At 67.9% G+C, this 22,941-nt stretch carries 20 protein-coding genes; 10 read left to right on the top strand and 10 right to left on the bottom strand.

The genetic code is table 11. The annotated features are described in order from the left end of the window. Window positions 1-58 precede the first annotated feature (58 nt). The 3 genes from BBX35_RS12530 to BBX35_RS12520 form a co-directional block, all read right to left on the bottom strand. Window positions 59-1,057 carry a TRAP transporter substrate-binding protein gene (locus tag BBX35_RS12530; RefSeq protein ID WP_067220522.1) on the bottom strand — a complete coding sequence of 333 codons (999 nt, stop codon included), beginning with the start codon at window positions 1,055-1,057 and terminating at the stop codon, window positions 59-61. Window positions 1,058-2,333: 1,276 nt separating this feature from the next. Next, window positions 2,334-3,014: a DNA-3-methyladenine glycosylase I gene (locus tag BBX35_RS12525; protein ID WP_067220519.1), complete on the bottom strand. Its 681-nt coding sequence runs from the start codon at window positions 3,012-3,014 to the stop codon at window positions 2,334-2,336. Window positions 3,015-3,432: 418 nt separating this feature from the next. Further along, window positions 3,433-4,152 (bottom strand): protein phosphatase CheZ, encoded by a 720-nt coding sequence (locus BBX35_RS12520; RefSeq protein ID WP_067220518.1) that lies wholly within the window; start codon window positions 4,150-4,152, stop codon window positions 3,433-3,435. A 220-nt stretch (window positions 4,153-4,372) separates the two neighbouring features. Here BBX35_RS12520 and BBX35_RS12515 point away from each other — a divergent pair, with 220 nt between their 5' ends. Continuing rightward, the gene (locus BBX35_RS12515; protein WP_067220515.1) at window positions 4,373-5,107 is read left to right on the top strand and encodes a DUF2927 domain-containing protein; all 735 of its coding nucleotides are present in this window, start codon (window positions 4,373-4,375) and stop codon (window positions 5,105-5,107) included. A 214-nt stretch (window positions 5,108-5,321) separates the two neighbouring features. Next, window positions 5,322-6,047: a L,D-transpeptidase gene (locus BBX35_RS12510; RefSeq protein ID WP_067220512.1), complete on the top strand. Its 726-nt coding sequence runs from the start codon at window positions 5,322-5,324 to the stop codon at window positions 6,045-6,047. Between the two features lie 92 nt (window positions 6,048-6,139). On the opposite strand, the gene glcF is transcribed toward BBX35_RS12510, so the two are convergent. The 3 genes from glcF to BBX35_RS12495 form a co-directional block, all read right to left on the bottom strand. Further along, window positions 6,140-7,489, bottom strand: a complete 1,350-nt coding sequence (gene glcF / locus BBX35_RS12505) for a glycolate oxidase subunit GlcF (protein WP_067220510.1) — start codon at window positions 7,487-7,489, stop codon at window positions 6,140-6,142. Window position 7,490: 1 nt separating this feature from the next. Continuing rightward, complete coding sequence (locus tag BBX35_RS12500) at window positions 7,491-8,708, bottom strand: FAD-binding protein (protein ID WP_067220507.1); 1,218 nt, start codon at window positions 8,706-8,708, stop codon at window positions 7,491-7,493. A 76-nt stretch (window positions 8,709-8,784) separates the two neighbouring features. After that, window positions 8,785-10,281 carry an FAD-linked oxidase C-terminal domain-containing protein gene (locus BBX35_RS12495; protein ID WP_067220504.1) on the bottom strand — a complete coding sequence of 499 codons (1,497 nt, stop codon included), beginning with the start codon at window positions 10,279-10,281 and terminating at the stop codon, window positions 8,785-8,787. A 183-nt stretch (window positions 10,282-10,464) separates the two neighbouring features. On the opposite strand from BBX35_RS12495, the gene BBX35_RS12490 reads away from it, so the two are divergent. Beyond that, window positions 10,465-11,454, top strand: a complete 990-nt coding sequence (locus BBX35_RS12490) for a LysR family transcriptional regulator (RefSeq protein ID WP_083206260.1) — start codon at window positions 10,465-10,467, stop codon at window positions 11,452-11,454. Between the two features lie 311 nt (window positions 11,455-11,765). Next, complete coding sequence (locus BBX35_RS12485) at window positions 11,766-12,164, top strand: c-type cytochrome (RefSeq protein ID WP_067220501.1); 399 nt, start codon at window positions 11,766-11,768, stop codon at window positions 12,162-12,164. Window positions 12,165-12,287: 123 nt separating this feature from the next. Here the strand turns inward: BBX35_RS12485 and BBX35_RS12480 are convergent, their stop codons facing one another. The 4 genes from BBX35_RS12480 to BBX35_RS12465 form a co-directional block, all read right to left on the bottom strand. Continuing rightward, on the bottom strand, window positions 12,288-13,643 hold the full coding sequence (locus BBX35_RS12480; RefSeq protein ID WP_083206259.1) for a DUF3422 family protein: 1,356 nt from the start codon (window positions 13,641-13,643) through the stop codon (window positions 12,288-12,290). Window positions 13,644-13,749: 106 nt separating this feature from the next. Beyond that, on the bottom strand, window positions 13,750-15,132 hold the full coding sequence (locus BBX35_RS12475; RefSeq protein ID WP_067220498.1) for a TRAP transporter large permease: 1,383 nt from the start codon (window positions 15,130-15,132) through the stop codon (window positions 13,750-13,752). A 16-nt stretch (window positions 15,133-15,148) separates the two neighbouring features. Next, the gene (locus BBX35_RS12470) at window positions 15,149-16,111 is read right to left on the bottom strand and encodes a TRAP transporter small permease subunit (RefSeq protein ID WP_208979831.1); all 963 of its coding nucleotides are present in this window, start codon (window positions 16,109-16,111) and stop codon (window positions 15,149-15,151) included. Between the two features lie 161 nt (window positions 16,112-16,272). Next, window positions 16,273-17,319, bottom strand: a complete 1,047-nt coding sequence (locus tag BBX35_RS12465; RefSeq protein WP_208979830.1) for a TRAP transporter substrate-binding protein — start codon at window positions 17,317-17,319, stop codon at window positions 16,273-16,275. A 363-nt stretch (window positions 17,320-17,682) separates the two neighbouring features. Between BBX35_RS12465 and BBX35_RS12460 the strand changes: the two genes are divergently transcribed. The 6 genes from BBX35_RS12460 (at window position 17,683) to BBX35_RS12435 (ending at window position 22,864) form a co-directional block, all read left to right on the top strand. After that, entirely contained in the window at window positions 17,683-18,513 is an 831-nt protein-coding gene (locus BBX35_RS12460) for a FadR/GntR family transcriptional regulator (RefSeq protein ID WP_067220495.1), read from the top strand. Continuing rightward, entirely contained in the window at window positions 18,510-19,328 is an 819-nt protein-coding gene (locus BBX35_RS12455; protein ID WP_067220492.1) for a (Fe-S)-binding protein, read from the top strand. Before BBX35_RS12460 ends, BBX35_RS12455 begins: the two co-directional genes overlap by 4 nt. Window positions 19,329-19,366: 38 nt before the next feature. Then, window positions 19,367-20,818, top strand: coding sequence for a LutB/LldF family L-lactate oxidation iron-sulfur protein (locus BBX35_RS12450; protein WP_067220489.1), 1,452 nt, complete (start codon window positions 19,367-19,369; stop codon window positions 20,816-20,818). Then, window positions 20,815-21,495, top strand: a complete 681-nt coding sequence (locus BBX35_RS12445) for a LutC/YkgG family protein (protein WP_067220486.1) — start codon at window positions 20,815-20,817, stop codon at window positions 21,493-21,495. The genes BBX35_RS12450 and BBX35_RS12445 overlap by 4 nt, the downstream gene beginning before the upstream one ends. An 87-nt stretch (window positions 21,496-21,582) precedes the next feature. Further along, window positions 21,583-22,215: a thioredoxin family protein gene (locus tag BBX35_RS12440; RefSeq protein ID WP_067220485.1), complete on the top strand. Its 633-nt coding sequence runs from the start codon at window positions 21,583-21,585 to the stop codon at window positions 22,213-22,215. Window positions 22,216-22,222: 7 nt separating this feature from the next. Continuing rightward, window positions 22,223-22,864, top strand: a complete 642-nt coding sequence (locus BBX35_RS12435) for a hypothetical protein (protein WP_067220482.1) — start codon at window positions 22,223-22,225, stop codon at window positions 22,862-22,864. Window positions 22,865-22,941: the final 77 nt, after the last annotated feature.

The raw sequence follows: 22,941 nt of genomic DNA, 5'->3' as shown, positions 1-22,941 counted from the left end.
AGATACCGGCGCGATGCCGGGGCGGACCGCGCCGCCCCGGCATCGTACCGGCAAAGGGTCAGTTCTTGAGGGCGCGGGCGGCCTCGAGGACCTTGGCACCGAGTTCGCCCGAATCGGCGAGGAACTGGTCGTAGACCGGCTGCGCGGCAGCTTCCCAGGCGGCCACTTCCTCGTCGCTGAGCTCGTAGACGGTCATGCCGTTCTCGCGGCCGGCCTTGTAGGAGGCGGCTTCGATGCTGGACATACGGTCGCGCACGTCCTTCTCGGCGAACAGGGCCGCCTCGTTGATCCAGGCGCGGTGCTGCTCCGGCAGGCCCTGCCAGAACTGCTCGTTGACGACGACGATGAACTCGATGTCGGCGTTGTTGGTCACGGTGATGGTGTCCATCACCTCCCACAGGCGGCGGCTGTCGACGGCCGAGACGCCGGTCATGCCGACGTCGACGGTGCCGCGCTGGTAGGCGATGTACTGCTCGGAACCGGAAACCATGGTCGGCGCGCCGCCGGCGGCCTTGATCCACTCGCCGAGCGTCTTGCCGAAGACGCGGACCTTCTTGCCCTGCAGATCGGCCGGGGTGCGGATCGGCTCACCCTTCGACAGCAGCACGGAGCCGCCATAGGCCTGCCACCACAGGACGCGGGCGCCGGTCTCCAGAATCGCTTCGTCGAGCGGGCCGCGGACCGGGCTGTCCTGGGCCACCGCCTTGCGCACCAGCTCTTCGCTGTTGAGCAGGAACGGCATGTAGAAGACGTCGACCGCCGGCACGTCGCCGACATAGCGGGTCAGCGAGGCGACGCCCATCTCGATGGCGCCGGAGCCGACCGCCTGCGGCACCTCGTTGTCCTTGTAGAGCTGGGCCGAGTCGTAGATCTCGACCTTGATGTCGCCGCCGGAGATCTCCTCGACCTTCTGCTTGAACAGGCTGACGTTCTCGCCGAGGTGGCTCTTGAGCGGCAGCTGCAGCGTGATGCGCAGGGTGGTGGTGTCGGCGAGGGCCGCGGAGGCGGTCATCGCAAGGCCGGCGGCAAGGCCGATGGCGAAGCGTGCGAATTTCATTGTCAGTCCTCCCATGGGCAGCGCGTGACGCGCCCCAAGCGACGCCGTTTCCCGGCGCCTGTCGTTCCGGCAAGGGGCCCGGCTGCGGAACGCACGGGAGAGACAACCGCTGGGGCCGCCCCGGTCGCTCCATGGCAACCCCTTGTGGCAAATGCCATGGAAGCTAAGCCGAAGCGGACGGACCGCGCAACCTCCATGTGCCGGCACGCACAGCCGAACCTGAGGAGAAACCGCGAGGGCAGCGGGCAAGGGGCGGTTTCGGAAACGCCGGGCTACGAGAGACAGGCTCAGTGGCTCGCCGGCCCCGGGTCGCGGCTGCGCCTTGCCCGGGATGACGAAACGAGAGGCCGGAGCGCCGAAGGCAGCTGCCATCGATCTTCCGGCGGCAGCGTCGAGGCCTTTTCCCACCGTTCGGGGTTACTGGTTCCCGGTCTTCGGCTTCGCCGAAACCGGGATGACAGCCGAGAAGGAGGCACGCCCCCGCATCCCTTCTGCCGTCACCGCACCCTTGACCGTAATCGGACGAGCAACGCGAGATCCGGAGCCTAATGGTTGCCAGAGCGATGGCGGGAGGCCGCCAACCTCTCTCCTCGTCACCCCGGACGGCGCGCGAGCGCCGAGCCGGGGCCGGAGAGCCGGGGTGAGTGCGGAAAAGCTCCGGCAAGAAAGACAGGCTCAGTGGCTCGCCGGTCCCGGGTCGCGGCTGCGCCTTGCCCGGGATGACGAAACGAGAGGCCGGAGCGCCGAGGGCAGCTGCCATCGATCTTCCGGTGGCAGCGTCGAGGCCTTTTCCCACCGTTCGGGGTTACTGGTTCCCGGTCTTCGGCTTCGCCGAAACCGGGATGACAGCCGAGAAGGAGGCACGCCCCCCGCACCCCCTCTGCCGTCACCCCACCCTTGACCGTAATCGGACGAGCAACGCGCGATCCGAGGCCTATCGGTTGCCAGAGCGATGGCGGGAGGCCGCTAACCTCTCTCCTCGTCACCCCGGACGGCGCGCGAGCGCCGAGCCGGGGCCGGAAAGCCGGGGTGAGTGAGGCGCGCTCCGGCAAGAAAGACAGGCTCAGTGGCTCGCCGGTCCCGGGTCGCGGCTGCGCCTTGCCCGGGATGACGCCAAGGAGACGGCTGCGCTCCATAGCGAGCGCTGTTCACCCCCCTCTGTCGGCTGCGCCGACATCTCCCCCTCCAGGGGGGAGAGGGGCGCGCGGGCGTTGGCTCAGCACCTTCCGGAAAGACAAATGGAGGGCTTCGGACGCACGCAAGGGGCGACGCCCCCTTATGTCGGGCGGACGAGCGCGCGGCGCTGGCGCTCCGCCTCCTCGCGCACCCAGCAGCCCTCGAGATGGTCGTTGACCAGGCCCATGGCCTGCATGAAGGCGTAGACCGTGGTGGGGCCGACGAAGCTCCAGCCGCGCTTCTTCAGGTCCTTCGACAGGGCGCGGGAGGCCGGGGTCTGGGCAAGAACCGAGACCGACGCATGGTCGCAATAGTCCGGCCGGTCCTGCGGCCCGGGCTCGAAGCTCCAGAAATAGGCGGCGAGCGAACCGCGCTCGGCGGCAAGGTCGCAAGCGCGGCGGGCGTTGTTGATGGTCGAGACGATCTTGCCGCGATGGCGGACGATGCCAGCGTCCTGCAGCAGCCGCTCGACGTCAGCGTCGCCGAAGCGGGCCACCGCCTCGAAGTCGAAGCCGGCGAACCCGGCGCGGAAGCTCTCGCGCTTGCGCAGGATGGTCAGCCAGGACAGGCCCGACTGGAACCCCTCAAGGCAGATCTTCTCGAACAGGCGGCGGTCGTCGGTGACGGGCCGGCCCCACTCCTTGTCGTGATAGACGAGATAGTCGGGCTTGTTGCCGTGCCACCCGCAGCGGCAGCGACCGTCCTCGCCGCGCAAAAGGCCGCGCGGCAGGTCGTCCCGTGCCTCGGTCCCGCCGCCCTGTCCCTCTGCCGCCTCGCTCATCGCGCCTCCTTGCAGCGCGTTTCGCGCGCCCGACCGTTCACTCTTTGTTCGAGATAGCAGGAACGGCAAGGCTTGTGAAGCGATGGCTTTTTCTCGCTCGCGCCAGGCTCACTACGTTCGCCGGCTCCGCGGGGGCGGGCAAAGCCCGGGCCGCCGTTGCGGCCTGGTTCCGGCTCGCGGGGCCTCCGCTCGCCTTCACCGGTGTTTCGCTCGCGCCAGGCTCACTACGTTCGCCGGCTCCGCGGGGGCGGGCGAAGCCCGGGCCGCCGTTGCGGCCTGGTTCCGGCTCGCGGGGTCTCCGCTCACCTTCACAGGTGTTTCGCTCGCGCCGGGCTCACTACGTTCGCCGGCTCCGCGGGGGCGGGCAAAGCCCGCGCCACCGTTGCGAAAGCGAGGGATCCGGGTGATGTCGACGCGGTCAGGCGAAGAGCGCGTCGATGTCGTCCTGGCTGGCGAGACCCTCGTCGGTCTCCAGCGCCGGGCCGTTGAGCAGGGCCGCATCGCCCTCGCGGGTCGGCTGTTCCTCCGGCGCGATGGACTTGAAGCTCTCGATGCCGCCCCAGATCTCCATCATGCGGATGATGCGGTCCTCGATGAAGCGCAGCGTGTTGATCACCTTGGTGATGCGCTGGCCGGTGAGGTCCTGGAAGTTGCAGGATTCGAAGATCTGGACGACCTTCTCCTGGATGTCGTGCGCAAGCTCCGCGTCCTGCCCGCGCAGGCGCGCCGCCAGCGTGTTGGCCGTCTCGTCGATGAACTCGGCCGCCGACAGGATACCCTCGGTCGCCCCTTCGGTGCCGCTGACCACCGCGTCGAGCTCGTTGGTGACGCGGCTCATCTCGTGGCTGTCCTGCCCGGTCGTGTGGTGCAGGGTGGCGATCTCGTGCTTGGTCTTGGCGATGGCCTCGTAGATCGAGTCGAGCTCGGCCTTGAGCTTCACCGCCTCGCCCAGCTCCTTCTTGAACTGGTCGAGGACCTGGTTGCTGACCTCCTCGGCGGGGCGAATCATCGCCTTGATCGAGGAAATCTCGGCCATCAGGGCCCGGTACTGGAGATCCGACCCCTGACCGGAGCCCCCGTCAGCGCTCGACTGCTGCAAGAGGCTCTCGGCTCTAAAGGCTCTTCTGGTGGCCATCATGGCGGGGCTTGTCTCCACGTCTTCCAGGGCAGGCTGTACCGGGGGGCGTCGGAAATAACGTATAGCGGCAGAGATTTAAGGAATTGTTCCGGGCAGGCCTGCCGCAGCGGCAATTGCCGGCGGTGACGCGATTTTGCGTTCCGATCCCCTGCCCGGTTCTGTATGCTCGAAGGCTGGCGGTCGACGCCTGACCTGAAATGCCGTTACCGGAAACGCGATCTTGCGCCGACCGCTCTCGAGACTGATCCTGCTGCTGTGCCTTGCCCTGCCGGCGTTTTCCGGCAGCGCGGTCCCGTCGAGTGCCGCGCCGCACACCTTCTCCACCGAGGAGCTGATCGACGGTTTCATGAAGACGGTGTTCGGGCTGGAATACCGCTCGTGGAGCTGGCAGCCCTATCTCGTCAAGAAATATGCCGGGCCGGTGCGCTTCTACGTGCACAACATGGCGGCCAAGAACCGCAAGCCGATGGTCTACCGGTTCATCGAGCAGATGGGCGCGGGGATCCGCGGCCTGTCGACGATGGTGGTGCCGACGCCGGGGGAAGCGAATTTCCACGTCTACGTGGTCGACCGGGGCCAGTATCGCGACGTGGTGCGCCGGCACATCTACAAGGACCCGACCGCCGACGTGCCGGGCCGATGCCTGGTGCGGGTGGTCTCCGACCGGCGCGGCATCTCGCAATCGGCGGCGGTGATCGTCTCCGACGAGGGCGACTTCCTGTTCCGCCGCTGCCTGGTGGAGGAGCTGCTGCAGGGGCTGGGGCCGATGAACGACGACGCCTCGCTGTCGCATTCGGTGTTCAACGACCGCTCCCGCCACAGCCGCTTCACCACGTTCGACCGGCTGCTGCTCAACATGCTCTACCACCCGAGCATCAGGCCGGGCATGAGCCCCGAGCAGGTCCAGCCCCTGCTGCCGGGGATCGTGCGCCAGGTGCGCCCGCTGGTGAACTGACGGCGCACCGCCCGCGTTAACCGGCAAGCCCGCCCGATTCACACCGTGTTGACCATGTCCTTCAACCGCGCGCTAACCACGCGGAGAGAAAGCGGCATGTCTTGCCGCAAGGTTTACGATTGACTGCCGCGCAGCCGCTACTTTCGAACGATCCGCCCGTGCCCTGCCGCCGGAGCGGTGCCCGTGGTGCGACGAAGAGGTTGCGAGTACGTCGATGCAGCGAACAGGATTTCTACTTGCCGCGGCGATGCTGGCCGGCGCGATGGCGCTGTCCCCTGCCAAGGCCGATTATCGCAGCGGCGCCGGCGCGCCGCCGCTTCTGCTCAGCCCGGACCTGACCGAGCCCTGGGTGCTGCAGCTGCAGCCCCATCGCCGCCAGATGCGCCCGCAGGTGACCACCCGCCCGGTGATGCGCCAGCCGCAGCGCATGGAGCGGGTGCGCCACATGGGCGTCGCTCCCGGCGCGGCGCCGCAACGAAAGGTGCAGCGCCAGGTCGACCCGCGCTTCCTGCCGACCACCGTCGCCTATGACGGCAAGCACAAGCCCGGCGACATCGTCATCGATACCGAGGCGCGCTATCTCTACCTCATCGAGAAGGGCGGCTTTGCCCGCCGCTACGGCGTCGGCGTCGGCCGTCCCGGCTTCGAGTGGGCCGGCACGCACAAGGTGACGCGCAAGGCCGAGTGGCCGGATTGGCGCCCGCCGGCGGAAATGCGCAAGCGCCAGCCGGGCCTGCCGGTGCACATGGCCGGCGGCCCGAAGAACCCGCTGGGCGCGCGCGCCCTCTATCTCGGCTCGACGCTCTACCGCATCCACGGCTCGAACGAGCCCTGGACCATCGGCCGGGCCGTCTCCTCGGGCTGCATCCGCATGCGCAACGAGGACGTGATCGACCTGTACAACCGGGTGCCGGTCGGCGCCAAGGTGCACGTTCTCTAACGACTTTTGCTGCAAGTTCCCCGCAAGCAAAACCCCCGGACGGCACGGCCGCCCGGGGGTTTTTCGTTTATCAGCCCTGCTGCGTGCCGCGATCAGGCAGGAACGGCAAGCCGCGCCTCGCCGAGACCCGCCTCGGCCAGGAGCGCCGGCTCCGGGCCGCCATAGGCCCAGTCGAGCAGCAGCACCGTGTGCATCACCGGAAGCTGCGTCCCGCTGCCGATCTGGGTGATGCAGCCGACATTGCCGGTGGCGACGAGATCGGGTGCGGTCTTCTCGATATTGGCGACCTTGCGGTCGCGCAGGCGCCGGGCGATGTCCGGCTGCAGGATGTTGTAGGTGCCGGCCGAGCCGCAGCACAGGTGCCCCTCCGGCACGTCGCGCACGGCAAAGCCGGCGGCGGTCAGCAGCGTCTTCGGCTGGCGGGTGATCTTCTGCCCGTGCTGCATGGAGCAGGCCGAGTGGTAGGCGACCGTCAGACCCGTGGCACGCACCGGCGCGCCGAGGTCGAGACCGGCAAGGTACTCGGTGACGTCCTTCGCCAGCGCGGAGACCTTCGCGGCCTTCTCCGCATAGGCGGGATCGTCCTTCAGCATGAAGCCGTAGTCCTTGATCGTCGTGCCGCAGCCGGACGCGGTGATCAGGATGGCATCGAGCCCCTCGCCCTCGATCTCGCGCGTCCAGGCATCGACATTGCGGCGGGCATCGGTAAGCGCCTGGTCCTCGCGGCCCATGTGATGGACGAGCGCGCCGCAGCAGCCCTCGCCCTTCGGCAGAACCACCTCGACGCCGGCGCGGTTGAGCAGGCGCACGGTCGCCTCGTTGATCTCCGGCGCCAGCACCGGCTGGGCGCAGCCGGTGAGCAGGGCGACGCGGCCCTTGCGCGCGGCAGTGGTGGCGGGCGGATAGGCGTTGCCCTGCTTCAGCGAGGACGGGGACGGCGCCTTGAGGGGCGCGAGCGAGAGCATGGCGCCGAGCGACTTGAACGGGCCGCCCATCGTCCGCAGCAGGCCGGCGAAGGGCCGGGCGTAGAAGGCGGCGGCCAGCGACAGGCGGAAACGGCCGGGATGCGGCAGCACGAAGGCCAGCAGCGAGCGCACCATCCGGTTGCCGAGCGGGCGGCGGTAGGTCTTCTCGATATGGGCGCGGGCATGGTCGACCAGGTGCATGTAGTGCACGCCCGAGGGACAGGTCGTCATGCAGGAGAGGCAGGACAGGCAGCGGTCGATATGGCGCACGGTGCGCGCATCGGCCGGCCGGTCGTTCTCCAGCATCTCCTTGATGAGGTAGATGCGGCCGCGCGGGCTGTCGAGCTCGTCGCCGAGCAGGGCGAAGGTCGGGCAGGTGGCCGTGCAGAAGCCGCAATGGACGCACTTGCGCAGGATCTTTTCCGACTCCGCCATATGCGGGTCGGCAAGTTGATGAATGGAGAAACTGGTCTGCATGTCAGTGTCCCGCCGTCATGCGGCCCGGGTTGAGGATGCCGTGTGGGTCGAACTGCTCCTTGAGCCGGGCCGCAAGGGCGGCGAGCGGGGCCGGCTGGGGCTGGAACACGGGGACGGAAGAGCGCAGCGGCGCGGGTGCGCGCACCAGCGTCGCGTGGCCGCCGCCGCAGGCGGCGATGGCGGCGCGGATCGCCTCGGCGCGGGCATCAGCGCCGGGCACCGCGAGCCAGACGAGGCCGCCGGACCAGTCGTAGAAGGCCTTGCAGGCGAACCGACCGGCAAGCTGCGCGACGACTGCGGCACCGGCGGTCGGGGCGACGGAGAGGCGCCAGACGAGATCGTCGGTGCCCACGAACGCATCCGCATCGCGCACCGCGCGCCACAGCGCGCGGGAGGCGTCCGCCTCCACCCGGGAAACGGAGCGGCCGGTGCCGAGAAGAGTGCGCAACCGCTCGAAGCGGTAGTCGACGGAGGGGCCGAAGCCTTCCAGCCGCAACAGGGTCGCGGGACCGGAGAGCGCATGGCCGCGCGCGGCCAGATCCTGCGCCGCGGCTGCGGGCAGATGGGCGGCGGCCGAGACCTCGGCCGAGGAGCCCATGGCGGCCGTCATCGCCGTTGCCGCCTCGGCATCGTCAAGGCCGGAGAGAAGGAAGGTCGCCTCGGTCTGGGCGCGCGGCAGCACCTTCAGCGTGATGCGGGTGGCGACCGCCAGCGTGCCCCAGGAGCCGGTGAGCGCGCGCGGCAGGTCGTAGCCGGTGACGTTCTTCACCACGCGGCCGCCGGAATGGAAGATCTCGCCGCGCCCGGAGACCGCGTCCATGCCGAGCACATGATCGCGCGCCGCCCCGTGCTTCAGCCGCTTGGAGCCGGCAAGGTTGGCGGCGATAACGCCGCCGAGCGTGCCCTGCCCCGCCGGATTGCCGAGCAGCGGACCGTAGTCCAGCGGATCGAAGGCAAGTTCCTGATTGCTGGCCGCCAGCGCCGCCTCGATCTCGGCGATGGGCGTGCCGGGCAGCGCGGTAAGGACCAGTTCCTCGGGCTCGTAGAGCTCGATGCCGGCAAGGCCCGACATGTCGAGCAGATGGCCGGCCTGCACCGGGCGCCCGATGGCGCGCTTGGAGGCCTGGCCGACGATTTCCAGCGGCTCGTGCTCGGCCATCGCCCAGCGGACGACGTCGCGGGCCTCCTCCTCCGTACGCGGCTTGAACGTGTCGGGCATCTTGATCTTCTCGTCCTGGCTTGAGGGTTCGAGATTGGCGGGTTCGAGATTGGCGCTTCGTCGGAAGCGTGGACCGTCAGAAGCGCGGAATGTCCGGGAAGGGCAGCTGGCCCTTGCTGACATGCATGCGCCCGAGCTCCGCGCAGCGGTGCAGCTCCGGGAAGACCTTGCCCGGATTGAGCAGCTGCTTGGGATCGAAGGCGCACTTGACCCGCTGCTGCTGCTTGAGATCGTCCTCGGAGAACATCACCGGCATCAGGTCGCGCTTCTCGATGCCGACGCCGTGCTCGCCGGTCAGCACGCCGCCGACCTCGACGCAAAGCCGCAGGATGTCGGCGCCGAAATCTTCCGCCCGCTCCAGCTCGCCCGGCTTGTTGGCATCGTAGAGGATGAGCGGATGCAGGTTGCCGTCGCCGGCATGGAAGACATTGGCGCAGCGCAGCCCGTGCTTGTCGGAAAGCTCGCGCATGCGGGCGAGGACCTGCGGCAGGGCGCGGCGGGGGATGGTGCCGTCCATGCACAGATAGTCGGGCGAGATGCGGCCCACCGCCGGGAAGGCCGACTTGCGACCGGCCCAGAAGGCGAGACGCTCCTCCTCCGAGGTGGAGACGCGCAGCGAGGTGGCGCCGTTGCGCCGGGCGATCGCCTCGACCTCGGCGAGCAGATGGTCGACCTCGGCCTCCGGCCCGTCGAGCTCGACGATCAGCAGGGCTCCCGCCTCGCGCGGATAGCCGACATTGACGAAGTCCTCGGCGAAATTGATGGCGAGTTCGTCCATCATCTCCATGCCGCCGGGAATGATGCCGGCGCCGATGATCTCGGCAACGCACTGGCCGCCGGCCTCGCTGGAGGGGAAGCCGACGAGCGCGGCGCGCGCCGTCTCGGGCTTCTGCAGGATGCGCACCGTGACCTCGGTGACGACGCCGAGCAGGCCTTCCGACCCGGTCATCAGGGCGAGCAGGTCGTAGCCTTCGCTGTCGAGATGCTTGCCGCCGAGACGGATCACCTCGCCGGTGATCAGCACCATTTCCAGGCCCAGCACGTTGTTGGTGGTGAGGCCGTATTTCAGCGAGTGCACGCCGCCGGAATTTTCCGCGATGTTGCCGCCGATGGAGCAGGCGATCTGCGAGGAGGGATCGGGCGCGTAGTAGAAGCCGAGATGCTCGACCGCGCGGGTGATGCCGAGATTGGTGACGCCGGGCTGGGCGACGACGGCGCGGTTGGCCGCATCGATGTCCAGCACCTCGTTGAACTTCATCATCGACATGAGCACGCCGTCGCCGAGCGGCAGGGCACCGCCCGACAGCGAGGTGCCGGCACCGCGCGGGACGACCTTCACCCCGTTCTCGTGGCAGTAGCGCAGCACGGCAGAAACCTGCTCGACGGTTTCCGGCAGGACCACGACCATCGGCATCTGGCGATAGGCGTTGAAGCCGTCGGTCTCGTAGACCCGCATGCCGATGTCGGTGTCGATGACGCCCTCGCCCGGCACCATCTCCTTCAGCGCGCGCACAATCTCGCCGCGACGCGACAGGACGGCCTCGTCCGGCCTTGGCATGGCAATGCCGCTCATGTCGTTTCCTCCCTCGACACAATCACGCCGCTTTTAAGATCCGGCGGGTGCCATCCCGCGTAATATCAAGGATAAGACAGATTTGCGATGCCGGACGGTGACGGCAACCCGCGAAACATGCCAGACGGCTTGTCCGTTATAAAGCGTTGAAGATTTACAAGAACCAAGTCCGGTGCGTTGAAAATGACCGATTTTCCCGACATGGAAATCTTCGCCAGGGTGGTGGCTGCCGGCAGCATGTCCGCCGCAGGGCGTGAAATGGGCCTGTCGCCGGCCGTGGTGTCGAAACGGCTGCGCCGGCTGGAAGACCGGCTGGGCACGAGGCTGCTGCAGCGTACGACCCGCCAGCTGGCGCTGACCGAGGCCGGACAGGGCTATTACAAGCGGGTGGTGGCGATCCTCGCCTCCATCGAGGAGGCGGAAACCTTCGTCACCCGCCGCTCGGCGCTGGCGCGCGGCACGCTGAAGGTCAGCGCCCCGACCGCCTTCGGCCGGATGCACATCGCCCCGCATCTGGGCGCGTTCCTGGCCGACAATCCGGACCTTTCCTTCAACCTCGACCTGTCCGACGAATTCATCGACATCGTCGGGGAAGGCTATGACCTTGCCATCCGCATCGCCGAGCTGGAGGATTCCAGCCTCGTCGCCCGGCGGCTGGCGCCGGTGCACCGGGTGCTGTGCGCCGCCCCCTCCTATCTGGAGCGCTGCGGCGCGCCGCAGACCATAGAGCAGCTGCAGAACAGCCATGCCTGCATCTCCACAACCCAGCAGGAGATCTGGCGGCTGGCCGGACCGCAGGGCACCGAGATCGTGCGCACCGGCGGGCCGATCCGCACCAATTCCAGCGAGGTGGTGCGCGAGGCGCTGCTGGCCGGGCTCGGCATCGCGCTGCGCTCGACCTGGGACATCGGCCCGGAGCTGCGCGAGGGCAAGCTGCGCATCGTGCTGCCGCAGTACCGCGCCTCGAAGAATGTCGGCCTGCACGCGGTCTATCCGAGCCGCCGCTTCCTGCCGGCCAAGGTACGGGTGTTCATCGACTTCATGGCGAAGCTCTACGGCCCCTCCCCCTATTGGGACGAGGGGCTGGACCAGTGGCTGGCGCTGCCCGACGGTGGTACGCGCGAAGATGGCTTCCCCGAAGACAGGCAGCCCGAGGCGATGGTCGGCGGCTGAGCCGGGATCGGACACGCAGCGGCGCCCGCCGGCGGCCGCTGCACCTGCAGCCGGTGCGCCTCCCCGCGCCGGCTGCCTTTGTTTTCGGCGCTTGCCGGCTCCGGGCCCGCGGTCTGGCGGCGAAAGCGAAAAGCGCATAGTTTCGAAAAATGCGACATGTTGCCTCGGCAGGGGCTGGATGACGTATGCCGGGATCGTGCTAGTCTTCCCGCCACTTGGACTCCGGCCCGCCTGACCACGGGTCTGCCGGCATCCGGGCACAGACGGACCCCGGTCCGACCGTTCGAACAGAAGTCTTGGGAGAAAAACCTATGAAACGTCTCGTTTTGCTGGCCGGCGCCGCCGTGCTCGCATTCTCCGCGAGCGCGCAGGCAGACGGCGATGCCGCCGCGGGTGAGAAGGTGTTCCGCAAGTGCATGGCCTGCCATGCCGTCGGCGAGGACGCGAAGAACAAGGTCGGTCCGCGGCTGAACGGCGTCGTCGGCGCGTCCTGGGGCCATGTCGACGACTACAAGTTCTCGCCGGCCCTGCTGGAAGGCAAGGAAGCGGGCAAGACCTGGGATGCCGAGACGCTGTCGGCCTATCTCGAAGCGCCGAAGAAGGTCATCCCGAAGGGCAAGATGGCCTTTGCCGGCCTGAAGAAGGACGACGAGCGCGCCGACGTGATCGCCTATCTGGCGCAGTTCAACGCCGACGGCACCAAGAAGTGACCCGCCCCGCCGCGGGCGGGAGCGCATGACGCGCATCAGCTGCGACATGAGAGTTTGAAGGGAGCCGTTCCCCCGAACGGCTCCCTTTTCTTTTGCGGGACTGCGGGAGGGGGCAAGCGCCCCCTACCCCTCGCCGTGGTCTTCCTCGCTGTGGTGGCGGCGGATGCGGCGGACGGTGAGGAAGACGGCGGCGAGCACCACCGGCACCGCAAGGCCGGTCATCAGCTCCGGCGAGGGCAGCCAGGCGGCCAGCGGCCCGGTCTTGGCGCCCTTGGCGAGATAGGCGATCAGCCCGACCACGTAATAGCTGACGGCGGCGACCGACAGGCCCTCGACCGTCTGTTGCAGGCGCAGCTGCAGCCGGGCGCGGCGGTTCATGGCGGCAAGCTGCGAGCGGTTGTGCTCCTGCAGCTCGACGTCGACGCGGGTGCGCAGCAAGGTGGCGGCGCGGGCGAGCTTTTCCGACAGCTTGACCTGCCGCTCCTCCAGCGTCTCGCAGGTGCGCATGGCCGGCGCCAGCCGCCGCGACAGGAACTGGGTGAAGGTGAAATAGCCGTCCTGCTGGTCCTCGCCGAAGGTTTCCAGCCGCTGGCGGACGATGCCGTAATAGGCGCGGCTGGCGCCGAAGCGGTAGGCGCTCTCCGCCGCGCTCGCCTCCAGGTCGGCGGCAAGGCGCATCAGCTCGCCGAGCAGGGCGCGGTTGGCCTCCAGCCCGTCGCTGGTGCGCATGCGCTCGGCCAGCGCCAGCAGCGCATCCTCGATGGCCGAAACGCGCGGCATCTGGCGCTGCGCCTCGGCAAGGCCGAGCATGGCGAAGAGGCGGTAGGTCTCCAGCTCCAGCAGCCGCTGGCTCTGGGCGCCGGCCTGCACAGGCGACAGCGAACGGTCGCCGACGAGGATGCGGGTGAGGCCGTCGCGGTCCTGGCGGAAGTCGGTGGCGATGACCGAGGCGCCGCCGTCGGTCTGCGAGACGCACAGGCTGGTGCGGTCGAACAGGGCAAAGCGCCGGGAAAAGGCCTCGCCGTCCGCCGGCACCACGTCGCAGCGCACGGCGACCATCATCGGCCCAGGTGCGCGGAAGCGGGCGCCGAAGGGATGGCCGGCGGGCGGCGCTTCGGCCGGGGCGGCGACATCGAGCGGGCCGTCCCAGGTATAGGTGAGGAACTCGCCGTGCCGCTCGCGCCGCAGCACGCCCTCGCCGATCTCCACCAGGTGGTGCCGCTCCGCCTCGCCCGGCCCCTGCAGGCCGAGGGAGCGGCAATAGCCGGCGAACCAGTCGCGGTCCGCCTCCACCCCGGTCTCGTCGACGGTGAAGCCGTAGCGCAGGAAGACGCGCGGCCCGACAAGCGGGCGGAACGGGCGGGCATGCAGCTCGCCGAGGACGAGATCGCGGGCGGGATGGGGCGGAAAGCCGGGAAGATGCGGCTCGCCGCCCTGCGGCTGCGGCTGCCCCACGCCGTCGCTGTCGCTGTCCGTCATGCCCCGCCCCTCGCTTGCCGAAGTCCCGCCCGTGCCGAAGACGCGCAAAGAAATGCCCCGCCCGCGAGGATCACATCGCGGGCGGGGCAGCATTAGGCCACAGACGTCAGTTGCCGAGCAATGCGTTAGGTAGCCACAGGACGATGCCCGGGAACAGCATGCACAGCGCCAGACCCATGAGCTGCAGCATCACGAAGGGAATGATGCCCTTGTAGATGTGCTGGATCGTCACGCCCGGAGGCGCCACGCCCTTCATGTAGAAGAGCGCGAAGCCGAAGGGTGGGGTCAGGAACGATGTCTGCAGGTTCGTCGATACGAGGATGGTGAACCAGATCAGCGCGACCTCGCCGACGCCCTCGAACCCGGCCAGATGGGTGCCGAAGTCGAGACCGGCGACGATCGGCCCGAAGACCGGCAGCACGATCAGGGTGATCTCGACCCAGTCGAAGAAGAAGCCGAGGAAGAACACCATGCCCATCAGCACGAAGAGGATGCCCCAGGGACCGACGCCCGCCCAGGCGATGAACTCGTCGATCAGGGCATCGCCGCCGAGCCAGCGGAACACCAGCGAGAAGCAGGTGGCGCCGAGGAAGATGCCGAACAGCATGGCGCCGGTGAGCGCCGAGCGGTAGCAGACATCCTTCATCACCTCGAAGGTGAGCTGACGGTTGACGAAGGCGAGCAGCGTGGAGCCGAGGGCACCGACGCCGGCCGCTTCCGTCGGAGTGGCGAGACCGGCGAAGATCGAGCCGAGCACCACGACGATCAGGAAGACCGGCGGGATGAAGCTCTTGAGGATCATCGTCCAGAATTCGCCCCGGGTGGAGGGGCCGATATCGTCGGGCAGCGGCGGGGCGAGCTGCGGCCGGATGCGGCACAGCACGATGATGTAGATCGTGTAGAGCGCCGACAGCAGCAGGCCCGGGACGATGGCCGCGACGAACACGGTGCCGACCGGGATCGACATCAGGTCCGACATGATCACCAGCATGATCGACGGCGGAATGAGGATGCCGAGGGTGCCGGAGGCCGCGATCGTGCCGGTCGCCAGCGGGATGTGGTAGTTGCGCTCCAACATCACGGGCAGCGCCAGCAGGGTGATCATCACCACCGAGGCGCCGATGATGCCGGTGGTCGCGGCCATGATGGTGCCCATCAGCGTCACCGAGAGGGCGAGACCACCGGGCACGCGCCGCGTCAGGACCTGCAGACATTGCAGCAGGTCCTTCGCGACGCCCGATTTTTCCAGCATCGTGCCCATGAAGGTGAACATGGGAATGGCCACCAGCACCGGGTTTTCCATGGTGCTGCCGAAGATGCGGCTGGGCAGGATGACCAGGCGGGCGACGTTGAAGGCGCCCAGTTCCTGGGCCAGGAATGCGAAGCCGAGGCCGACACCACCCAGGATGAAGGCGACGGGGAAGCCGGTGAACAGCAGCAGCGCGAGCGCCACGAACATGTAGATCGGCAAAAGTTCCACGAAAGTCATGTTTCGAGCTCTCCGATCAGTCCGTAATCGGCCCGTTGGTGGCCACATCCTTCGGCAGGTCCGCATGATGCGTGCCGGCATAGTCGCCGGAGCGCTCGTTCAGGTAGGACGGGCCGAAGAGATAGACGACGCAACGCAGCGCGGCGGAAACGCCGGCGGTGAACAGCAAGGCGAAGCCGACAGGCAGCATGCCCTTGATGATCCAGCGATGGCTCAGGCCCGTCTGGGCGGCCGAGACCTCGCCGATCTGGTAGGACTTGCTGGCATAGACCCAGCCGAACTGGACGATCAGGTAGCAATAGGTCAGCAGGAACAGGACGATGCCCGCCAGCTCCATCCACACCCTGGCGCGCTGGGACAACCGGTCCCGGATCAGCTCGATGCGCACATGCCCGTCGGCACGATAGGCGAAGGCGAGGCAGAGCAGGAACAGCGTCGCATGCAGATGCCACTCCATCTCCTGGAGCTTGGTGCTGTCGACATAGAACGGCGTGTCCATGATCGACGTGTCGAAGTCGAGCCACTTACGCTGGCTGACATCGTAGAAGATGATCAGCATCAACGGCACGAAGAGCCAGGAGGCCAGCTTGCCCATGCCCACGACCACGCGGTCGAAGTCGTCCGACGTGTCGAGCATGGTCTCAAAGGCCCGCGGAGAACGGGTGCGCACGATGAGCAGCGTGATCATCAGGATCGCCAGCGACCCGATCACACCCGACAGACCGTCATAGGTACGGAAGAAGTTGCGCGGATTGACGTCCATCGATGTGAGGACGGCCTCCATTCCGGTAGGGCTGACCGCAAAGACGAAGGCGGCCAGGACCATGGCGGCAATGGCGAGCGACACGCGCCCCCCGAGAAAGCCGCCGACGATGCCGAGCACGAAGCCCGCAGCACACAGGATATAGGCAGGAATGCCAAGCTCGAACGCCGCGACGAGTGAAGCCGCGATGCCGGCTAGGCTTATCAGCGTTGACATGGGAACCCTCTCCCCGACCGGGTAATCGGTGGACCGTACGGCTGCGCGGTCGGCGTCCGGCTAGGCCGTCGGGCGCGGCGGCCTCGACAGCCACGCGCGCAAACGACGGATCCGCACCACCGGGTCTGGCGGTGCGGACCCGCCCTGTCAGGCGACCCGGGTTACTTCTTCAGGTAACCGATATTGGCCCAGGTCTTGTATTCCTCGCGGAACTTGGAGAGCGACTCCCAAGCCTTCACGAAGTTCGGGTTGGCGGCCTTCTCCTCCTCGACGACCTCGTTCCAGGCCTTCTCGAGAGCCTCGAGGATCGCCGGGTCGAAGGTCTTGAGGTTGACGCCCTGCTTCTCCAGCTCGGCGAGCGCCGCGGACTGGATGGCCTCGCCCTCGGCGATGCCATAGATCATGTTGGCTTCGCAGACGGTCTCGAACACGGCCTTGGTCTGGTCGTCCAGCGCGTCCCACTCGGCCTTGTTCATCATCAGGTCGAAGAAGGTCGACTGCTGGTGCCAGCCCGGGAAGTAGTAGTACTTCGCCACCTGGTAGAAGCCGAGCTTCAGGTCGATCGCCGGCATGGAGAACTCGGTGCCGTCGATGGTGCCGAGCTCGAGCGCCGGGAAGATGTCGCCGCCGGCGAGCAGCTGCGTCGACACGCCGAGCTTCTGCATGACCTTGGCGCCGAGGCCGAAGAAGCGCATCTTCAGGCCCTTGAGATCGTCGACGGTGTTGATCTCCTTGCGGAACCAGCCGGCGGCCTCCGGCGCGATGACCGCGCAGACCAGCGACTTGATGCCGTAGGAGCCGTAGATCTCGTCGAACAGCTCCTGGCCGCCGCCGAACTTCAGCCACGCGACGTATTCGGGAGCGCTCGGACCGAACGGCACGGCCGCGAAGAGCGCGAGCGAGCTGTCCTTGCCGGTCCAGTAGCCCGGGGTCGACCAGGCCGCCTGCACGGCGCCGGACGAAACGGCGTCGAAGGCCTCGAGGGCCGGAACGATGGCGCCCGGCTCCTGGAACTTGAGGTTGATCTCACCGCCGGAAACCGCGGCGAGGCGCTCGGACACGAGCTTGCCCAGCGTGCCGAGCTGCGTCAGCGAGCCCGGATAGGTCGACTGGAGATCCCAGTCCAGCTTGTCCAGCGCGACGGCCGGCGATGTCGCACCGATCGCAAGAGACGCTGTTACGGCAACTGCAGAAATGAAAGATTTCACGTTCAGGTCCTCCCTAGGAACATTGTGCGCTCCAGGGACCGGACACCGTCGATGGCATGGCGGACGCAATGCCCGGCAATGCCCCGACGTCGAAACGCTCCCCATCGCGCAACAGGACGGACGCGAATGCCTGCCTGTGCCGGCAGATTGTCGCCGCACAACCTGGCCTGGCAACATCCACGCCCATCTCCCGCGGACCGGAAACCGGCCTCCCAACCGGAGAAAACCGGCCCGCGCTAATTGGATAACAATATTGACCACTCAACGCAATACGGAATAAATTGCCCTAACCTACTTCAACGCCAAGAAATTTATTGCATTGCGATGAATTTCCGCTGCGTTGCAATAAACAAGATCGGGACGATGGTATTCCAGAAGATCCATCACAACCGGACGGCAGATTCCGTTGTCGATCAGGTGGAGGAACTGATCCTGCAGGGGGTTCTGCGCCCCGGCGACCGGCTGCCGGCCGAACGTGATCTGGCAAAGAAAGTTGACGTCTCGCGCCCCATCCTGCGCGATGCCATCAAGATTCTCGAGGAGCGAGGCCTGCTGGTGACCCGCCACGGCGGCGGCACCTTCATCGCCGACGTGATCGGAACCGTGTTCTCCGAGGCCATCGTCGAACTGGTCCGGCGCCACCCGCCGGCCATCGCCGACTACCTGGAATATCGCCGCGAGATCGAGCGCACGACCGCCCGGCTGGCGGCGCAGCGGGCGACGGATGCGGACCGCGAGATCATCACCCGGATCTTCCGCGCCATGGAGGGCGCGCACGAGAGCCAGGACTTCGGGCGCGAGGCCGAGCTCGACGTCGAGTTCCACCAGGCGATCGGCGAGAGCGCACACAATATCGTGCTGCTGCACACGCTGCGCTCATGCTATCGGCTGCTGGCCGACGGGGTTTTCTACAGCCGCGTACAGCTTTATCGCTATCCGGGTTCGCGGGAGAAGCTGCTGGAGCAGCACCGGGAGATCTACGAGGCCGTGATGGCAGGCGATGCCGGGCGGGCGGGCGATGCGGCCAGTTCGCATATCGACTTTGTCGAGCAGGTCGCCTACGCCATGGCACGCTCGGGCAGCTGGAGCGTCGTCTCCGCGCTGCGCCTGGCGCAACGCCTGGAGAGCGAACAGGACGACAGCAAGCGACGGCGGGCTCCCCGCCGCCCGACAGAAGAAGCAGGGACGCAATGACAGCCACCGCGCAAACCGGCGCGCAGCCAAACGAGACACCGCAGGCGCCGAAAACCGCCCCGCGGGTCGGTCTTTTCGTGACATGCCTCGTCGACCTGTTCCGCCCGAGCGTCGGCTTCGCGGCGGTGAAGCTGATGGAAGACGCGGGCTGCATCGTCGAGGTGCCGGCGGCGCAGACGTGCTGCGGGCAGCCGGCCTTCAACTCCGGCGACCGGAAGGACGCCCGGGCCATCGCCGAGCAGGTGATTCGCGCCTTTCAGGGCTTCGACTACGTGGTCGCCCCGTCCGGCTCCTGCGCCGGCATGCTGAAGAAGCACTACGAAGAGCTGTTCGAGGGGGACACGGCCGCGCAGGAACGGGCCTCGGCCTTCTCCGCCAAGGTGTTCGAGCTGGTCAGCTTCCTCACCGACGTGCTCGGCATCGCCAGCGTCGAGGCGACCTTCAACGGCAGCGCCACCTATCACGACAGCTGCTCGGGCCTGCGCGAACTCGGCATCGCCCGGCAGCCGCGCAAGCTGCTGGCCTCCGTCGAGGGGCTGGAGCTGAAGGAGATGCGCGATCCGGACGTGTGCTGCGGCTTCGGCGGCACGTTCTGCGTCAAGTATCCCGACATCTCCAACAAGATCGTCGAGGAAAAGACCAAGACCATCCGCGAGAGCGGCGCGGGGATGCTGCTGGCCGGCGACCTGGGCTGCCTGATGAACATGGCCGGAAAGCTCAAGCGCGAGGGGTCGGCCATCGAGGTCCGCCACGTCGCCGAAGTGCTGGCGGGCATGACCGACCAGCCGGCCATCGGCGAAAAGCGGACGCGCTGACCGGTTCCGGTCACGGCACGCACGGGAGCCAGCCTCACATGCAGATCACCTCGCCCCAGTTCAAGAACAACGCGCGCCACGCGCTGGACGATGCGCCGCTGCAGCGCGCGCTCGGCCATGTGCGCTCGGGCTTCATCACCAAGCGCGCGACGGCCGCCGCCGCGCTGCCGGAATTCGACCAGCTGCGCGACAATGCGCGCGACATCAAGGACCATGTGCTGGCGCATCTGGACCTCTACCTGGAGGCCTATGCCGAGAAGGTGGAAGCGGCCGGCGGACACGTGCACTGGGCCGAGACGGCCGAGGACGCGCGGCGCATCATCCTAGACATCTGCCGCAAGCGCGGCGCCCGGACGGTGACCAAGGGCAAGTCGATGATCACCGAGGAGATCGGCCTCAACGCCTTCCTCGAGGAGCATTCGGTCGCCCCGGTGGAGACGGATCTGGGCGAATACATCATCCAGCTGCGCGGCGAGCATCCGAGCCACATCATCGCCCCGGCGGTGCATGTGAACAAGGATCAGGTCGAGGCGGATTTCCGCCGGGTGCATACCCATCTCGACCCGGACCGCAACCTGGAAGAGCCGACGACCCTGCTCGGCGAGGCGCGCGCGGTGCTGCGCGACAAGTATTTCCAGGCGGATATCGGCATCACCGGCGCCAACTTTCTGGTCGCCGAGACCGGCAGCTCGATCATCGTCACCAACGAGGGCAACGGCGACCTGACGCAGATCCTGCCGAAGGCGCATGTGGTGGTCGCCTCGATCGAGAAGATCGTGCCGACGCTGGAGGACGTGTCGCAGATCCTGCGCGTGCTGGCGCGCTCGGCAACGGGCCAGGACATGTCGGTCTACACGACCGTGTCGACCGGGCCGAAGCGGGCGGGCGATCCCGACGGGCCGGAGGAGTACCATGTGGTGCTGCTCGACAACGGCCGCTCGTCGATGCTGGGCACCGAGTTCCAGGACATGCTGCGCTGCATCCGCTGCGGCGCCTGCATGAACCACTGCCCGGTCTATCACGCGGTCGGCGGCCACGCCTATGGCTGGGTCTATCCCGGCCCGATGGGCGCGGTGCTGACGCCCTCGCTGATCGGCGTCGACCAGTCGGGTCACCTGCCCAACGCCTCGACCTTCTGCGGGCGCTGCGAGAGCGTGTGCCCGATGCGCATCCCGCTGCCGAAGATGATGCGCCACTGGCGCGAGCGCGAGTTCTCGCGCAACCTCAACCCGGCCGCCGCCCGCTACGGGCTGGCGATGTGGGCCTTCTTCGCCAAGCGGCCGGCGCTGTACCAGATGGCGACGCGCGTCGCCATGGGGACGCTCGGCCTGCTGGGACGGGCACGCGGGCGCTTCTCCTCGCTGCCGCTCGCCGGCGGCTGGACACGGCACCGCGACATGCCGGCGCCGCAAGGCGGCACGTTCCAGGCGCAGTGGGCGAAAGCGAAGGACATGCGGTCAAAGAGTGCAAGCGGAAGGGCCTCGGCATGAGCGACGCAAAAGCCTCGATCCTGGCCAAGATGCGCTCCGCCATGGGGCGCAAGGGCGACGACACGGCCCGCCGCGCGGCGGTGGCCGACCGGCTGCAGCGCGCGCCGAAGGGCTTGATCCCGGCGCGCGGCCAGCTGGCCCCGGCGGCACAGGTGGCGCTGTTCTGCGAGATGGCGGAAAAGGTGCAGGCGAGCATCGCCCGCGTGGCGAGCGCTGCCGAGGTGCCGCAGGCGGTGACAGAGTACCTGAAGTCGAAGAACCTGCCGGCGCGGGTGCGCTTTGGCGAGGACGCGCGGCTCGCCGCGATGCCCTGGGCGGCGCAGCCGAACCTGGAGGTCGACCGCGGCCGGGCCGAGAACGCGGATCTCGCCACCGTCTCGCATGCCTTCGGCGGCATCGCCGAGACCGGCACCTTGATGCTGACCTCGGGCCCGGACAATCCGACGACGCTGAACTTCCTGCCCGAGCACCATATCGTCGTGCTGTCGGCGGCCGATATCGCCGGCGACTACGAGAGCCTGTGGGAGCGGATCCGCGGGATCCACGGCAAGGGCACCATGCCGCGGACGGTGAACATGATCACCGGCCCCTCGCGCTCGGCCGACATCGAGCAGACGCTGCTGCTCGGCGCGCACGGGCCGCGGGCGTTGCATATCGTGGTGGTGGGCGAGGCCTGATTTCCCCGCCCCCTCCCCGCATTGCGGATGCAACCGTTGCTGCAAGCTGATACATTCCGAGAAAGGAATGTGTCGGGAGGAAACAGCATGATCACGAGACGCGACTTTTCGCTGGCCGCGCTGGCGGCCGGTGCCGCCGGGGCGAGCCTGCCGCTCGTCCGGCCGCACTCCGCACGCGCGGCGACGCTGGGCGACGACGGGCTGTACAAGCAGGACTGGTTCGTCGAGAGCTTCCTGGACCTTGGCGACGACCTGGCCGAGGCGCAGGCGGCGGGCAAGCATTTCGTGGTGATGTTCGAACAGGGCGGCTGCCCGTTCTGCCGCAAGACCCACGAGGTGAACCTTGCGCGCGAGGACTACCTGCCGTGGATGAAGGAGAATTTCGCGATCCTGCAGCTCGACCTGTTCGGCGCGCGCGAGACGACCGACTTCGACGGCGAGGCGATGGAGGAGCGCGCGCTCGGCCGGCGCTGGCTGGTCAACTTCACCCCGACGATCCTGTTCTTCCCGCCTGACGCCGACGCCGTTGCCGGCAAGACCGGCCGCGAAGCGGAGATCGCCCGCATCCAGGGCTACCTGCCGCCTTTCTATTTCTACCACTTCTTCGAATGGGTGCGCAGCGGCGCCTATCAGAGCGAAGGCTTCCAGCGCTACTCCAACGACCGCGTCAACCAGCTGCGCGACAAGGGCGTGGAGACGGAAGACTGGCGCTTGAGCTGAGGATGCCATGCCGCTGACCAACCGGGTGTCCGCCGACGGCGGCCTGCATGCGGTCGCCGCGCGCGGCACGATGATGGGCAATCGCGGCGGCCGGCTGCACGATCCGCAGACGCAGACGCTCGGGCGGGCGCGCTGGCGCTCGTGCGCCTGGATCTGCTGCGTATTGGAGTTTCGCGGCCGCAAGCGGCAGGTGATGGGCGATGGCTATACCGAGCTGTTCTTTCTCGACGAGGTGAGCGCAATGGCCGCCGGGCACCGGCCCTGCTTCGAGTGCCGGCGGGCGGATGCCTTGCGCTATCGCGAGGCCTGGCAGCGAGGACACGGGCTCGTCGCCCCGCCCAGCGCACCGGAGATGGACCGGCAGCTGCATGGCGAGCGCACGGGAGAGCGCCCGGTTCTTGCCCTTGGCGACCGGGAGACGCTGCCCGACGGGGCGATGGTGCGGACCGGCGAGACCATCCTGACGCGGCGCGAAGGGCGGTGGCTCACCTGGAGCTTTACCGGATACCGCCCGGCCGATCCCTCTACCCTTGCCGGCGCGCTGGAGACGGGCGCAGAGCTGCTGACGCCGCCGGCAAGCGTTGCGGTGCTGGCCGCCGGTTTCCGCCCGCTCTGGCACGACAGCGCGGCAGGTCCCAGCAGGTCCTGATTGTCGCAGGGACGTCTCGCCGCATTCTATCCCGCGCGAGGCCGGCGCATCTGTTGACGAGACGCGCCCTCAAGGAG

Source organism: Stappia indica (assembly GCF_001696535.1).
In the GTDB taxonomy this organism is placed as follows: domain Bacteria; phylum Pseudomonadota; class Alphaproteobacteria; order Rhizobiales; family Stappiaceae; genus Stappia; species Stappia indica.
This window is presented reverse-complemented; position numbering and strand designations above follow the sequence as displayed.

What these genes read in the sequence shown, in the direction of transcription:
- BBX35_RS12495 (WP_067220504.1), bottom strand. Translation starts at nt 10,281, where the DNA reads ATGAGCGGCATTGCCATGCCAAGGCCGGACGAGGCCGTCCTGTCGCGT.
- glcF (WP_067220510.1), bottom strand. Translation starts at nt 7,489, where the DNA reads ATGCAGACCAGTTTCTCCATTCATCAACTTGCCGACCCGCATATGGCG.
- BBX35_RS12520 (WP_067220518.1), bottom strand. Translation starts at nt 4,152, where the DNA reads ATGATGGCCACCAGAAGAGCCTTTAGAGCCGAGAGCCTCTTGCAGCAG.
- BBX35_RS12500 (WP_067220507.1), bottom strand. Translation starts at nt 8,708, where the DNA reads ATGCCCGACACGTTCAAGCCGCGTACGGAGGAGGAGGCCCGCGACGTC.
- BBX35_RS12490 (WP_083206260.1), top strand. Translation starts at nt 10,465, where the DNA reads ATGACCGATTTTCCCGACATGGAAATCTTCGCCAGGGTGGTGGCTGCC.
- BBX35_RS12480 (WP_083206259.1), bottom strand. Translation starts at nt 13,643, where the DNA reads ATGACGGACAGCGACAGCGACGGCGTGGGGCAGCCGCAGCCGCAGGGC.
- BBX35_RS12450 (WP_067220489.1), top strand. Translation starts at nt 19,367, where the DNA reads ATGCAGATCACCTCGCCCCAGTTCAAGAACAACGCGCGCCACGCGCTG.
- BBX35_RS12455 (WP_067220492.1), top strand. Translation starts at nt 18,510, where the DNA reads ATGACAGCCACCGCGCAAACCGGCGCGCAGCCAAACGAGACACCGCAG.
- BBX35_RS12445 (WP_067220486.1), top strand. Translation starts at nt 20,815, where the DNA reads ATGAGCGACGCAAAAGCCTCGATCCTGGCCAAGATGCGCTCCGCCATG.
- BBX35_RS12435 (WP_067220482.1), top strand. Translation starts at nt 22,223, where the DNA reads ATGCCGCTGACCAACCGGGTGTCCGCCGACGGCGGCCTGCATGCGGTC.
- BBX35_RS12525 (WP_067220519.1), bottom strand. Translation starts at nt 3,014, where the DNA reads ATGAGCGAGGCGGCAGAGGGACAGGGCGGCGGGACCGAGGCACGGGAC.
- BBX35_RS12460 (WP_067220495.1), top strand. Translation starts at nt 17,683, where the DNA reads ATGGTATTCCAGAAGATCCATCACAACCGGACGGCAGATTCCGTTGTC.
- BBX35_RS12510 (WP_067220512.1), top strand. Translation starts at nt 5,322, where the DNA reads ATGCAGCGAACAGGATTTCTACTTGCCGCGGCGATGCTGGCCGGCGCG.
- BBX35_RS12530 (WP_067220522.1), bottom strand. Translation starts at nt 1,057, where the DNA reads ATGAAATTCGCACGCTTCGCCATCGGCCTTGCCGCCGGCCTTGCGATG.
- BBX35_RS12440 (WP_067220485.1), top strand. Translation starts at nt 21,583, where the DNA reads ATGATCACGAGACGCGACTTTTCGCTGGCCGCGCTGGCGGCCGGTGCC.
- BBX35_RS12475 (WP_067220498.1), bottom strand. Translation starts at nt 15,132, where the DNA reads ATGACTTTCGTGGAACTTTTGCCGATCTACATGTTCGTGGCGCTCGCG.
- BBX35_RS12485 (WP_067220501.1), top strand. Translation starts at nt 11,766, where the DNA reads ATGAAACGTCTCGTTTTGCTGGCCGGCGCCGCCGTGCTCGCATTCTCC.
- BBX35_RS12470 (WP_208979831.1), bottom strand. Translation starts at nt 16,111, where the DNA reads ATGTCAACGCTGATAAGCCTAGCCGGCATCGCGGCTTCACTCGTCGCG.